Origin of the sequence: Niallia circulans (genome assembly GCF_003726095.1) — a bacterium.
Classification (GTDB): Bacteria; Bacillota; Bacilli; order Bacillales; family Cytobacillaceae; genus Niallia; species Niallia circulans_A.
The window spans coordinates 3,882,573-3,896,116 of the sequence record NZ_CP026031.1 but is presented as its reverse complement, the minus strand read 5'-3'; the positions used below and the strand labels follow the sequence as shown (position 1 = coordinate 3,896,116).

The following is a 13,544-nucleotide window of genomic DNA, read 5'->3' as shown; positions in this document are numbered from 1 at the left end:
GATATAAGGAGAATAGCGGAATGAACAAAAAGATTCTAGTTGTAGATGATGAAAAACCAATTGCGGATATTTTGCAATTTAATTTAAAGAAAGAAGGATTTGAAGTTTATTGTGCTTATGATGGCAACGAGGCGTTAGAGAAGGTAGAAGAACTTCAGCCGGATTTAGTATTATTAGATATTATGCTGCCACAAAGAGATGGAATGGAAGTATGTCGTGAGGTTAGAAAGAAATATGAGATGCCGATTATTATGTTAACGGCTAAGGACTCGGAGATAGATAAGGTATTAGGCCTTGAATTAGGGGCTGACGATTATGTAACAAAGCCTTTCAGTACGAGAGAGCTGATTGCACGTGTTAAAGCAAATCTTCGTAGACACCAGCAAGTTTCTTCTGCTGCAGAAGAGGAGAAAGAAACAAATGAAATTGAAGTGGGTTCCCTTATAATTCACCCAGATGCTTATATCGTATCAAAAAGAGGTGAAATGATTGAGCTGACTCATCGTGAATTTGAATTGCTTTACTATTTAGCAAAACATATCGGACAAGTTATGACGAGAGAGCACTTGCTTCAAACTGTATGGGGTTACGACTACTATGGAGACGTAAGAACAGTAGATGTAACAGTAAGAAGGTTAAGAGAAAAAATTGAAGATAATCCTAGTCATCCAACTTGGATTGTGACAAGAAGAGGCGTTGGATACTATTTGAGAAATCCTGAGCAGGAGTAAATTTATTAATGAAAAAAGTGAGTTTTTTTCGTTCTATTCATTTGAAGCTTGTGGTAGTAATTGTTTTGCTTATTCTAATTTCTATTCAGATTATTGGAGTCTATTTTGTAAAGACTTTACAGACAACCTTATTGGATAGTTTTAAAGTATCGATTCAAGAGAAAGTAAATATCTTATCGATTTATTTAGAAGAGCAGCTTGTAAAGGAAAGAGTCGTCGAAAATGGGGATTCAACGTTAGAAGATGATATTAGAAGAATTCTAAGTGATAATAATTCTTCTGATATTAAGGAAATTAGAGTAGTGAATAGTAATGGTATTATAGTTGGAACTTCGGACCCGGAAAATCAAAATTTAGTTGGCCAGAGAATGGTCGACTATTCGGTAAGACGAGTTTTATCTAATTCTTCCCAGCCAGATAATCCGATCAAGCAGAAAAATGGCGAGAAAATCTATGAGCTGATTACTCCTATAAAGACAAATGGAGATGAAATAGTCGGAGCCATTTATTTGGTAGGGAAAATTGAGAATGTGTATAAACAAATTGATAAGATCAATCAAATCTTCCAAAAAGGAACCATTATTACATTGGTTGTTACCGCTATTTTGGGAGTCCTGTTAGCAAGAACGATCACTAAGCCAATCTCTGATATGCAAAAGCATGCCTTTGCTTTATCCAAGGGGAATTTCTCTCGAAAGGTAAAAGTGTATGGATTTGATGAAATTGGCCAGCTGGCGATCACTTTTAATAATTTGACTAAGAAGCTTCAAGAGTCACAGGCTACAACAGAAAGTGAAAGAAGAAAACTATCTTCAGTATTAGCCTATATGACAGACGGAGTAATTGCGACAGATAGAAAAGGACGGATTATTCTTATTAATGAGCCAGCTGCAAAAATGCTGGATGTTTCACGTGAAACAGTCCTTTCTGAACCAATTGTTAATCTTCTTGATCTTAATGGAAAGTATACATTTGAGGAACTTCTCGAGGAAAGAGAATCGGTTATTTTGGATTATAGTACCCATTATGAGCCATATGTATTACGGGCGAATTTTTCGGTTATCCAAAAAGAAACAGGATTTGTAAATGGTTTAATTACGGTTCTCCACGATATTACCGAACAAGAAAAGATTGATATGGAAAGAAAAGAGTTTGTGGCAAATGTTTCCCATGAATTGCGCACGCCGTTAACAACAATGCGCAGTTATGTAGAGGCTCTATATGATGGGGCATGGAAAGATGACGAATTAGCTCCGAAATTCCTTAATGTTACACAAACGGAAACAGAGCGTATGATACGTCTTGTAAATGACTTATTACAGCTTTCTAAATTGGATAGTCGTGATTATCAGTTAAATAAAGAACTTGTTGATTTCATCGTATTTTATAATCGTATTATTGATCGTTTTGAATTGACGAAGGAACAAAATGTTATTTTTATAAGAAAATTGCCTAAGAAAGCAGCCTTTGTGGAAATTGATGAAGATAAATTGACACAGGTTCTTGATAATATAATTTCTAATGCCTTGAAATACTCTCCTGAAGGTGGGAAAATTACTTTTTCTATAAAGGAGCAAGAACAGCAAATTATCGTAAGTGTATCGGATAATGGCGTAGGTATTCCAAAAGAAAACATTGATAAAATATTTGATCGTTTCTACCGTGTTGATAAAGCGAGAACACGTAAGCTTGGCGGAACAGGACTTGGCCTTGCTATTGCGAAAGAAATGGTAGAGGCACATGGGGGAAGAATTTGGGCATCCAGTAAAGAAGGAAAAGGAACAAAAATATCTTTCACCCTACCGTATATTCAATCGGAAGAGGATGATTGGGGATGAAATATGAGAACGTAAAAAGTGGCATTTTAATCTTGCTGGTAGCATTAAGCGTGTTATTATATTATCTCCTTTGGACAGACCAAGGTGCAGAGTTTGATGCGATGGATACTAGTGGTTCTACTATGAAGCAAGAGGCATTAGGGGCTAAAAAGGAAGTCAGTGAAGTAATAAAACCTGATGAAATTTACCAACACATCGATGGGCAGCATTATGGTACAATTTCCAAGGAGGAAGTAGATCATATTCTAAATAGATTGAAAGAATTTGATTATGGGAATTTCCGTAATATATCTTCCACCATTCCTAGTATAGCTACTTTTTTAGAAAAGCAGAATAATGGTCTAGAAATAAGGTTTCCAGGGCAAGTTCCTTTTCGCATTTACAAAGATATTTTAAGAATTGATCAAGATAATTCCTTTGATTTTGATATGATTTTGTTTTCTTATAAAGATGGAAATGTTTATTTTCTGTCTAAGGAAACAGGGAAAGTATATGAAACATCGATAAATACAACTTATATAGAGCAGCTTAATAAATTGAAAGAAAATGTTTATGCGGAAAAGACAGTGTACTCCACTTATTTTTCTTATAAACCTAATGACCAGTATTTAATTTACTTGCCTAATGGTAAGCAGGAAGTAAATAAATATAAATACTTTACAAGACAAATTGAATCTATTCGCTTAAGCAGAGCATTATTTGAAGAGCCTAGTATTGCTCAAAAAGAAATTCTGACAAATTGGGAAGAGTATACGGATGATTCAGGTTTATTACGAATATATAAAGATACCCATATAGTTAGTTTCTTTAAACCTGCAGGCATTTCGAATGAAATGACTCAGAACCATATAATAAATAATAGTATTGAATTGATTAATGAACGTGGCGGCTGGATTAATGACTATCTTTATGTAGGACGAGATGAAGATAGAAAGGTTACCTTTCGTTTATACAATACAAATGGGATGCCTGTGTTCAATCTAAATACGGAGTTGTCCGATATTCGATTATACTGGGAAGATAATAAGGCAAAGCGCCTGTTAACGAGTAATTTAATTATTATTAATACAACCACTCCGTTTGATTTTTCGAAAGAGACTGTCTCATCAGGAGAGGATGTTCTAAAATATCTTAAAAGCAATAAAAAACTGAAGATGGAAAAACTCCAGAAGATCGTACTGGGATACGATATGCAGGTTGATTCGCAAAGTATCGTTTCTTTACAGCCAACTTGGTTTTACCAATATGATCATAAATGGTATTCCCTATATTCGGAAGGAACAGGGGGCAGCTTAGATGGACTGGAGTAAGATAAAGACGATATTTATCATTGCCTTTTTACTATTAGATGTTTATTTAATTTATGAATATGTAAAAATTAAGGAGTACCAGCGGGCCGATGATTTACCAACAGAACCACCAACACACACATTGTCACGGCTAGGAATTGATTACGATAAAGAGAAACTGCCAGTGAATAATGTGAAGGATCAATATTTATCTGCCAAATCGAAGAAATTTACCGATGATGAGATCAAGAAGTTGGAAAAGGGATTATTAAGCGGTCAAGAAATTACGGTAAGAGATAGCATATATCTTCAAGCAGTCCTAGAGAAACCGATCAGTATAGATAAAGAATTCGATCCCGATGAGTTGTCTGATTTTCTGCTTAATTCCGTACTTAACGGTGCAGAGTATCGCTTTTTGGAAAAGAAGGGGAACACGATAAAGTTCTATCAGCAGCATGCAGGAAAGACATTGTATCGTAATCCTAAAGCGGAGCTTACCTTTAATGTCAATGAAGAAAACAAAATTGTTTCTTATAACCAGACGTATTTAGAAAACATTAAAGAGATGGATAAAGAAGAGGTCATTATGCAGCCGCCTGATGCTATTCTTAACTTATTTAAGAATAATTTCATTGAAAGTGGTTCATATGTAAGTCATATAGAACTAGGGTATTATACACAGCTTGATACTTCGGCACAGCTGCTTGCGCCAACTTGGAAAGTAACAGTGAACGAAGAAGATTTTTATGTGAACGCGCTAGATGGACAAGTTATTCAGCCAGAAACAGAGGAAATGAAAGTGGAGTGAGAGAAAATGCGGTTTAGTGTTCTCGCAAGTGGCAGTACAGGAAATGCCATTTTTGTTGAATCAGGAGAACATTCCTTTTTAGTGGATGCCGGATTAAGCGGAAAGCAAATGGAAGGCTTATTCCAAGGCATTGAACGAAAAATGAGTGATCTAACAGGCATATTAGTAACACATGAGCATAGTGACCATATTAAAGGGGTAGGTATTGTTGCAAGAAAGTATAAACTGCCGATCTATGCGAATGAAAAAACATGGAAAGCAATGGATCCACTCATTGGGGAAATTCCCGTCGAGCAGAAATTTCATTTTGATATGGAAACAGTAAAGACATTCGGCAATGTCTCCATTGAATCCTTTGGTGTATCTCATGATGCAGCAGAGCCAATGTTTTATGTATTTCATGAAGGGGAGAAAAAGCTCGTTCTTATCACAGATACTGGGTACGTAAGTGATCGAATGAAAGGAATTATTTCCAATGCAGATTCGTATGTATTTGAAAGCAATCATGATGTGCAGATGCTGCGGATGGGAAAATATCCATGGAATATTAAAAGACGTATCTTAAGTGATGTGGGACATGTCTGTAACGAGGATGCTGCGATAGCCATGAGTGAAGTGATTGGAGATCGTACAAAGCATATATACCTTGCGCACTTAAGCTTAGATAATAATATGAAGGATCTAGCAAGGATGTCAGTTGGGCAGACATTAGAAAGCCGTGGCGTTGGATTGGGGGAACAAGTTCATTTATTTGATACCGATCCAAGAATACCAACAAAGCTAATGGCTATATAGCAGGATCGAAAAAAGCGGATAGTCAGATATTCGCTTTTTTTACTAGAGAAATAAAAGTATGGCAGGAAGGCTTTTGGGCATGATAGGGAGAAAACTTCTTGAAGTATTTCGTTTGTTTTTTTGAAAAATAGGAAAAATAATAAGGATATAGGTTAAGGATGATTTTTAGATTATGTCTTTAGAAAGGAATGAAGCTTGTGGAGTATGATTACGGTAATCGGGGAGATGGGCCAAAGAGAGGCTCAAGAAGAGGCTATTTCTTCTCTGGATTTATAGGTGCGGTGATAGGAGCATTACTAGTATTATTATTAAGCCCCCGTTTGACGGACTTAGCAATTTTTCAGAACGGAAATGAAAATGAGCAAATCGTAACTAATTCTGATGGAATAAAAACACAGAATATTTCATTGAACGTGGAAACGGATATTACTAAGGCAGTGGATAAAGCAGCGGACTCAGTTGTCGGTATTACCAATCTGCAGTCCTCTAATTTCTGGGCAGATGAAACAACAGCCCAAGAAGCGGGCACAGGTTCTGGAGTTATTTATAAGAAAAGTGGCGGCAAAGCATTTATTGTCACAAATAATCATGTAGTCCAAGGAGCAACGGAACTTGAGGTCACGTTATCCGATGGAAAAAAAATTAACGCTAAGCTAATAGGTGCCGATATTTGGACAGATTTAGCAGTAGTTGAAGTAGCTGCAAAAGAGATAACAAAAGTAGCAGAGTTTGGCAATTCCGACAGCTTAAAGACAGGAGAACCAGTCATTGCAATTGGGAATCCTCTCGGATTAACGTTTTCTGGTTCTGTCACGCAAGGAATCATATCTGGCTTACAGCGAACTATCCCTGTCGATATAAATGAAGATGGGACACCTGATTGGCAATCAGAAGTTATTCAAACAGATGCAGCGATTAATCCAGGAAATAGTGGTGGTGCACTGGTTAATATCGAAGGACAGCTTATCGGCATTAATAGCATGAAGATTGCTGAATCTGCGGTAGAGGGAATTGGACTTGCGATTCCCATTAACTCAGCGATTCCAATTATTGAGGATTTAGAACAACATGGAGAAGTGCAGCGCCCTTATATGGGGGTAGAACTGCAATCTGTTAGTGATATTCCAGGCTATTATCAGCAGGAAGCTTTGAAATTACCGAATGATGTTACAACAGGCGTTGCGGTAAAAGATGTTTCACGAAATTCTCCAGCGCAAAAAGCAGGATTAAAAGAGCTAGATGTTATCGTAGAACTAGATGGGGAAGAAATAGTCGATTTAATTGCGTTAAGAAAGCATTTATATACGGAGAAGAAAATCGGCGATAAAATGGAAGTGAAATATTATCGAAACGGTAAACTAGAAACAACAGAGCTTACGTTATCAGAGGAAGAAATGTAGTTAAGAAAGTAGAGCGAAGCCTTATTTAGGTATCGCTCTACTTTTTTTATGTGTACGTATTTTTTGAATGGAGATACTATTGCTGAATAGATGTAATGGAGCGAAATAGTTTCTGAAAAAAATAAAGAAATGCTTGTGGATAAGGTTTTATCGAAAAAAGCAGAGGAATTTCATTAGAGTAGTTGCAGTTTTTAGGTAGAATGATAAGATGGAATGTGGATAACTAATAATAAGGTCAAGAAGAAATATTATCCACAATTATTTTTAGAAGAATGAAAACAGTAAGAGGTAAAAGGAGAAGAAGATATGATTTATAGTTGTGCTGAACACGTTGATATAGCAATAGATTCCGTTGTAAATGAGTATAAAACCTTTCCGATTTTAGAACAAATTTCAGAAGAAAAAAAGTTATCAACAACCTGTGAATATTGTAAAAATAATGCCATATATATGGTGGCGAACAAGTGATTCCATACTATATGTGGATTAAAATTGTGGATATGTGGATAAGTATTGTGGATATCTTGTTTGTAAAGTGAGGAAAGCATGTGAATATCTCAATTATTACAGTAGGAAAGTTAAAAGAAAAATATTTAAAGCTTGGAATCGAAGAATATACAAAAAGACTTTCAAGCTATTCTAAAATAGAAATTATTGAGGTGCCAGACGAAAAGGCACCCGAAATCTTAAGCGATGCCGAGATGCTGCAAGTGAAGAAAAAAGAAGGAGAAAGAATCCTTGCCAAAGTTCAAGCTGATGCACACGTTATTGCACTTGCGATAGAGGGCAAGCAAAAGTCATCCGAGGAGTTAGCCGACACACTAGATAAGTTAGGTACATACGGGAAGAGCAAAGTGACATTTATTATTGGCGGATCGTTGGGATTAAGCGATGAAGTGTTAAGGCGAGCAGATGATAAGTTGTCGTTTAGCAAGATGACATTTCCCCATCAGCTGATGCGGTTGATTTTGGTGGAGCAGGTTTATCGGGCTTTTCGGATTATGAGGGGAGAACCGTATCATAAATAGAGGCAAAAAAAGTTGAAGATAGGGCGGATATTTACCATTACCATTAGAAGCAGGGATAGAAGGTGTTGATAAGCCTTCTTTTTCTGTTTCTAAATAGAGCATGTGGATAAGTGTAAACGTATTTGAAAGGTTCACTTCCATAAAATCAAATTCAAGCTCAACCTTATCAATTTGACGTAGCTGATCATTTGTTAGTTCAACAGTGATCTGTTTAACCAACAGCTGTAGCAATTGCTTTTGTTTATCTCTAGTAGAGGACTTATAGACTTCTACAAATTTTCCTAATAGAAGATGTACCAATTCTGGAGGAATAACTTTTGTATCGGATTTACTTATTTCTGTTATTAAGTTATTCCTCTTTTGTTCAATTGCACTCTTTTCGATAGCCACTTGCTGTAAGCGTTCTTGCAAAACCGTAACAGGAAAAAGATTTTGTTCAAAAGCTTCTAGATATCTATTCTGAAGTGCTAGTGTTTCCTCTAACTTTAAATCAGTTTCTTCCAGTTCTTTTTTTAGTTTTTTTATGGATTCAATTGAGGTTTTTGTTAGTGAGTTAATAGTTTCATAAAACTTTTGTTTATTGGATAAAAATCTCTCTATACGATGAAACAGAGCGTTTTCAGCATCATAAGCTTTAACTAAATTGGCTTTACAGGCTGCTGATCCCTTGTTGTGAAAATCACTACACACATAATATCTGTGTTTTCTTTTGGTACCGTCAATTAAAGTATATGTAGTAATTGAAGGTACCATCCCTTGTCCGCAATCAGGACAGCGTAAGATACTGCTCAATAGAAACGGTTCGTTAGATTGTCTTTGCTTGAACGATTTACTTTTCCTTCGAGATTGAACAAGACTCCAGAGTTCATCATTGATTATAGCTTCATGCTGACCTTCTACTAGAATGGGATTATCATTTCTACCTTTCCTTCTCTTCTTATCCCAGTTTTCAACCTTTAACCAACTAATTTTTCCGTTATAGACGGGATTGTCTAAAATAGTTGCTATTCCATTTATAGAAAAATGACGGTCACGTTTGGTTCGATACCCATTTTTATTGAGCTGATTTGCTATGGCTTTTAAGCCCTTATCTTGTGAATAAAGAGTGAATATCATTCTTACTACTTTTGCTTCCTCTGCGTTTATTACAAGTTTCTTTTCGATAGAATCATAACCAAATATAACACCACCATTCCATGAACCTTCTAAGGCTCGTTGTTTCATACCAAGCTTAACGTTCTCGGCCAATGTATTTCGTTCCATTTCGGCAATAGAGGCCATTAGCTGAACGACTAGGCGGCCTATGGGACTACTGGTATCAAAGTTCTCGGAATAAGAGATAAACTTTACTCCGTAATCTTCAAATTTATCTAACAGAGTAAGAGTATCTAACATATTCCGCGATAAACGTGAGATTTTCCAGACAAGTACCGCCTGAAATTTTTCCTGCTCAACGTCTGCTATAAGTCTTTGCATAGCAGGGCGGCCGGTAATATTCTTTCCGGAAATCCCTTCATCCACATACTCGTCGACGATTTCCCAATTATAAAGTTGTGCATATTGTCGTAGAGTTTGTAATTGAGCGCTAATACTATAGCCTTCCGAGGCTTGTTCTTCAGTACTTACTCTTACATAAATAGCTACTTTTTTTATATCCATCTCATTACCTCCTTCAAGTTGATTTTACAATGAAATATTAGAAAGGAGAAATGAAGGTTCTGAGATAGCTTCATCATATTCTTTACGAATTGTCATAAGAATACTAATTAATGTCAACATGCTTACCATTAGAAGGCCAATATTTTTAAGTTTAACAGTTTCTACTCCCTTCTCTTTAACAAAGAATTAGTCTTTAATTTAATTGAACGACATACTTCAAAATACCCCTTGAATTTCCAATTTATGATAAAATTTTCTTTAAGGGGGTGGTTATCTTGGCTCAAATTCCATTTGCTGACACTAACAATTCCTTGTCAGTTGAAGTCCAATTGAAACATGCTGCTGATGTGTTTCTGGTGGATAGTATCAACTTACAGCACTATAAAGCTGGACGGAAATTCAAGTATTATGGCGGCCACTATACTCGCACGCCTGTAAATATTTCTGTCGAAGGAGCTGGAAGGTGGTATCTTATTGTCCATGGTGGAGGACAGTACAAATACCGATTCTATAATATTCATCTTTTTTGGTCTATCGTTTTATTGCGGTAGTTTCTTTTATCATTTAAACTAAGGTTCAAAAAAAGCTATTGCTTTAAATATATTTGTCCTAAAGATGGAAGACTTATATTCAAAATCAAAGTAAAGGGGTCGCTATTATGAGTGCTACAATGTATCGGAACAAAGTTCAGGGTTTAGAAAAGGAGATCGCTAATATTGAAAAGGATATAGGTAAAGAGCAAGAAAAGTTGGCAAAAGCATTAAAAACTATACAGAGTACAAAAAGTGCCTCGACTCTTAATTCTAAACAAAGAGAACTGATTAATACCCAAAAAAAAATAGGTGACCTTAAAGGAAAAAAGGCTAATAAAATTAAATCTTTAAATCACGCGTTGGATCAATTACGGCGCTCAGAAGATAGAGAATTAAAGAAGAATAAAACTGCTGAGTTAAGACATACAAAAGCTATTACAGATGAGTTAAAAAAACAACAAAGAATTAGCCAAGAAATATCAGCCAATCCCATTTCAATTAACTTCGAGTCACTTCCAGAAAAAATAAACGTTCTATTCTTAGCATCCAATCCTATTGACCAAAGTTCATTAAGATTAGATCAGGAAATTCGTCTCATACACGAAAAGATTCGTGCTTCTGAATACCGAGATTCAATCAATTTACAATCTCGATGGGCAGTACGTTCCAATGATATTTTGCAAGCTATAAACGAAGTAAAACCTCATATAATTCATTTTAGTGGTCACGGTTCTTCTGACCATGATATTGTACTAGAAACGCCGGAAGGGTCTACAAGTCTTCTATCTAAAGAGGCGGTTACCCTATTAATGAAGACAATGTCTGATTCAATTAAACTCGTTATTTTTAATAACTGTTTTTCAAGTGGACAAGCAGAAGCTGTAACGGAACACATTGACTGTGCAATAGGTATGAATGAAGCCGTCTACGATGATGCTGCAAGAGAATTCGCTGCACAGTTTTATTCTGCTATTGCTTTCGGAAAATCCGTACAAAATGCCTTTGAACAAGGGAAGCTTGCTTTAATGTTAGCGGGGCTAGAAGGAGAAAAAATACCTGAGTTATACACTCGGACGGGCCTTAAACCTAATGAAATAATATTAGTCAAACCTGAACTGTAAGCTATATTTCTTTTAGTAGTTATATAACAAAAACTCTAATTTTCTTAACTTATTTAAAAGCAATAGCAGTCTATTATAAAATAGACTGCTACCTTCACCTGTAATAGATGGTGATTTAGCAACTAGCTTGCCTTAAAGATTGACCATACTCATTAAATTCATCTTCAGTAAAGTGAAAGATTACGTTTTTAATTAATCTATCCTTTGGTTTTGGTCCATTTGTAACATGCACCTCTTTAATAATACTGTGAAATAATAACTTCTTTTCTTCTTCGGATATAATATTTATAAATTCTTTTAAATGGTTAGCTACATATTCAATATTAGTTTTGATATTTAAGTTGTTTTGTAGGTTAATCTCCTTATTTAATTTATTTAATCGAGATAAAGTATCTGCCTCTTCCTTTTCATATTCATCAATGAGATAGAAAAACGTACTTTTATTATTTTTAGTAGAATCTTTATCATTGTCCAAAAATAAATCTGCAGCCCTTTTTATTTTCTTGCGAATAGATTTTAATGATCTATTTAATAGAACGACTTCATCAGTAAGGGATTTAAGATTACTTACTAGATTAGATTTTATAATACTAAACAGTAGTGGAGATAAATGTAATTTATCAATATAGGTAATTAGATTAACAAGTACAACTTCATCCGCATTTTCCTTTAAAACTAGATTAGCGGAGCAAGCTTTTCTCCCGCTGTTTTTATTTTTATTACACTGGTAATATTTATACTTTTCACTACTATTCCCTTGAACCATGGGAGAACCACATTGAGGACACTTTAATAACCCTGAAAGTGGAAAAGTTCCCGGATGTATCTTAGTGGGTGTATAGGATTTTTTCGCTCTAAGCTCTTGTGCTTTATTCCAAAGTTCTTCAGAAATGATGGAATCATGTTGCCCCTTTGTATATTTGTTTCTCCATTTGATAAAGCCAATGTAGATTTTATTTTCTAATATGGTTTTAACAGCATTGATGGTCCAGTCGTTCTTTCTTTTTGTCTTAAACCCTTGAAGGTTTAGGTTGCTTGCTATTTTCTTGTAACCCCATTGTTCATAAACGTATTTATTAAAAATATACTTAATTACCGCTGCTTCCTCTGGAATAATCCTCAGACACTTACTTATAGATTCATAACCAAATACTTCACCACCATTAAAATTACCATCAGCAGCATTTTTTTCCATTCCAAAGTTTGTTCTAAAAGCAATATCTTCCCTTTCCATATCTGCTTTCAAAGCATTTACTAGGAACATCATTTTAGCATTCGGTTCTTTTGTATTAATATTATCTGTAATTGAAATAAAATGTTTATTTTTCCTTTTTAATTGATCCCAGAAGAAAATTGAATCTAGGAAGTTTCTAAAGAGACGATCTAATTTAAACACAATAATATACTCAATTTCCTCATTGTTAATAAAATGTTTATACATCTTTTTGAATACTTCTCTACCATCAATATTTTTCGCTGATGCTTCTTCTTCATATATATAAACTATTTCAAAACCTTGCGCTTCACAATATTCTTCTAAAGTTTCTATTTGCTTTGAAATAGAAGTATTGTTAGTTTGCTTATCAGTACTAACACGAACATATATAAGTACTTTTATCCTTTTCATTTATATTTTCCTTCCGTATCTCTATTTCTTATTTCAATTTCCTCATTATATTTAAGTATTAAATCTGAAAGAAAATTTATTAGCTCAGCTGCCATCACTATGCCCATTTCATCTTTAGTAACCAATACTGAGTCATAATAGTTTTTGTAATCATAATCTATATTTTTATGCATCTTACATCCCTCTATAATTCGGTTATATTAACCAAATAATTGCCGGCTATATCTGGTTGAAAGACATAGTACCTTCGGAATTTGAATATTTTAAGATATTAAGAGAAAAAAATTAAGTTTAAATATTTTGAAAAGTATAATGGTATTTATGGGTGAAAGGATTGGTTAAAAATGCTAAAATGAGGAAAGCAAGGGATTAAACCCCTTGCTTCCATATGGCAAGGCCATTGTGGAATTAGAGCAAAATAATCCACCCTAACGATTCACAGTGTAGCGGGGTGGATTATTTATTTACAGCAATGTTTTTATATAAGAAAAATAACATGATGTTTAAATCTATGATTTCTTTTTATAAATTAAGAGGGGACAGGGGACGAATATGTATTTGTTACTATTTTTCGTAGTTCTTATGGTATTACTTCTTCTAATTGTTATAAAGAGAAACAATAAAAAAGTAGTCATAGTTTTAGCTGTTATACTGTTTCTGCTTACTATTGGTGGGATTATGTTTATTAGAGATGTTGTGCAAAATTTTGCCCCAT

General features: G+C 34.8%; 12 protein-coding genes and 1 pseudogene. 10 read left to right on the top strand and 3 right to left on the bottom strand.

Translation table 11 applies throughout. From position 1 onward, the window contains the following. Positions 1–20 precede the first annotated feature (20 nt). The 8 genes from yycF (at position 21) to rlmH (ending at position 7,889) form a co-directional block, all read left to right on the top strand. Positions 21–731 carry a response regulator YycF gene (gene yycF / locus C2I06_RS18570; RefSeq protein WP_047941026.1) on the top strand — a complete coding sequence of 237 codons (711 nt, stop codon included), beginning with the start codon at positions 21–23 and terminating at the stop codon, positions 729–731. Between the two features lie 8 nt (positions 732–739). After that, positions 740–2,569, top strand: coding sequence for a cell wall metabolism sensor histidine kinase WalK (gene walK / locus C2I06_RS18565; RefSeq protein ID WP_095333252.1), 1,830 nt, complete (start codon positions 740–742; stop codon positions 2,567–2,569). Next, positions 2,566–3,879, top strand: coding sequence for a YycH family regulatory protein (locus C2I06_RS18560; protein WP_123258644.1), 1,314 nt, complete (start codon positions 2,566–2,568; stop codon positions 3,877–3,879). Before walK ends, C2I06_RS18560 begins: the two co-directional genes overlap by 4 nt. After that, entirely contained in the window at positions 3,866–4,666 is an 801-nt protein-coding gene (locus C2I06_RS18555; protein ID WP_123258643.1) for a two-component system regulatory protein YycI, read from the top strand. The genes C2I06_RS18560 and C2I06_RS18555 overlap by 14 nt, the downstream gene beginning before the upstream one ends. Before the next feature lie 6 nt (positions 4,667–4,672). Further along, the gene (locus C2I06_RS18550) at positions 4,673–5,461 is read left to right on the top strand and encodes an MBL fold metallo-hydrolase (protein WP_047941022.1); all 789 of its coding nucleotides are present in this window, start codon (positions 4,673–4,675) and stop codon (positions 5,459–5,461) included. Positions 5,462–5,649: 188 nt separating this feature from the next. Then, entirely contained in the window at positions 5,650–6,861 is a 1,212-nt protein-coding gene (locus C2I06_RS18545; protein ID WP_095333257.1) for a S1C family serine protease, read from the top strand. 306 nt (positions 6,862–7,167) lie between these two features. Further along, positions 7,168–7,329, top strand: coding sequence for a CxxH/CxxC protein (locus C2I06_RS18540; protein ID WP_123258642.1), 162 nt, complete (start codon positions 7,168–7,170; stop codon positions 7,327–7,329). Between the two features lie 80 nt (positions 7,330–7,409). After that, entirely contained in the window at positions 7,410–7,889 is a 480-nt protein-coding gene (gene rlmH / locus C2I06_RS18535; RefSeq protein WP_095333261.1) for a 23S rRNA (pseudouridine(1915)-N(3))-methyltransferase RlmH, read from the top strand. Positions 7,890–8,498: 609 nt separating this feature from the next. Here rlmH and C2I06_RS18530 read toward each other — a convergent pair. Then, a pseudogene (locus C2I06_RS18530) lies at positions 8,499–9,548 on the bottom strand (recombinase family protein); the annotation flags it as partial. A 275-nt stretch (positions 9,549–9,823) separates the two neighbouring features. Here C2I06_RS18530 and C2I06_RS18525 point away from each other — a divergent pair. Both C2I06_RS18525 and C2I06_RS18520 read left to right on the top strand, forming a co-directional pair. Further along, positions 9,824–10,099, top strand: coding sequence for a DUF1883 domain-containing protein (locus C2I06_RS18525; RefSeq protein ID WP_123258641.1), 276 nt, complete (start codon positions 9,824–9,826; stop codon positions 10,097–10,099). Between the two features lie 107 nt (positions 10,100–10,206). Next, positions 10,207–11,202 carry a CHAT domain-containing protein gene (locus C2I06_RS18520; RefSeq protein ID WP_123258640.1) on the top strand — a complete coding sequence of 332 codons (996 nt, stop codon included), beginning with the start codon at positions 10,207–10,209 and terminating at the stop codon, positions 11,200–11,202. 115 nt (positions 11,203–11,317) lie between these two features. Here the strand turns inward: C2I06_RS18520 and C2I06_RS18515 are convergent, their stop codons facing one another. Together C2I06_RS18515 and C2I06_RS25165 are read right to left on the bottom strand one after the other, a co-directional pair. Continuing rightward, positions 11,318–12,829 carry a recombinase family protein gene (locus C2I06_RS18515; RefSeq protein WP_123258639.1) on the bottom strand — a complete coding sequence of 504 codons (1,512 nt, stop codon included), beginning with the start codon at positions 12,827–12,829 and terminating at the stop codon, positions 11,318–11,320. Then, entirely contained in the window at positions 12,826–13,002 is a 177-nt protein-coding gene (locus tag C2I06_RS25165) for a hypothetical protein (protein ID WP_164463740.1), read from the bottom strand. Before C2I06_RS25165 ends, C2I06_RS18515 begins: the two co-directional genes overlap by 4 nt. Between the last annotated feature and the right edge of the window lie 542 nt (positions 13,003–13,544).

Bases quoted from the DNA above. Each gene is read 5' to 3' on its own strand.
- yycF (WP_047941026.1), top strand. From the start codon at position 21: ATGAACAAAAAGATTCTAGTTGTAGATGATGAAAAACCAATTGCGGAT.
- walK (WP_095333252.1), top strand. From the start codon at position 740: ATGAAAAAAGTGAGTTTTTTTCGTTCTATTCATTTGAAGCTTGTGGTA.
- C2I06_RS18560 (WP_123258644.1), top strand. From the start codon at position 2,566: ATGAAATATGAGAACGTAAAAAGTGGCATTTTAATCTTGCTGGTAGCA.
- C2I06_RS18555 (WP_123258643.1), top strand. From the start codon at position 3,866: ATGGACTGGAGTAAGATAAAGACGATATTTATCATTGCCTTTTTACTA.
- C2I06_RS18550 (WP_047941022.1), top strand. From the start codon at position 4,673: ATGCGGTTTAGTGTTCTCGCAAGTGGCAGTACAGGAAATGCCATTTTT.
- C2I06_RS18545 (WP_095333257.1), top strand. From the start codon at position 5,650: ATGAAGCTTGTGGAGTATGATTACGGTAATCGGGGAGATGGGCCAAAG.
- C2I06_RS18540 (WP_123258642.1), top strand. From the start codon at position 7,168: ATGATTTATAGTTGTGCTGAACACGTTGATATAGCAATAGATTCCGTT.
- C2I06_RS18520 (WP_123258640.1), top strand. From the start codon at position 10,207: ATGAGTGCTACAATGTATCGGAACAAAGTTCAGGGTTTAGAAAAGGAG.
- C2I06_RS18515 (WP_123258639.1), bottom strand. From the start codon at position 12,829: ATGAAAAGGATAAAAGTACTTATATATGTTCGTGTTAGTACTGATAAG.
- C2I06_RS25165 (WP_164463740.1), bottom strand. From the start codon at position 13,002: ATGCATAAAAATATAGATTATGATTACAAAAACTATTATGACTCAGTA.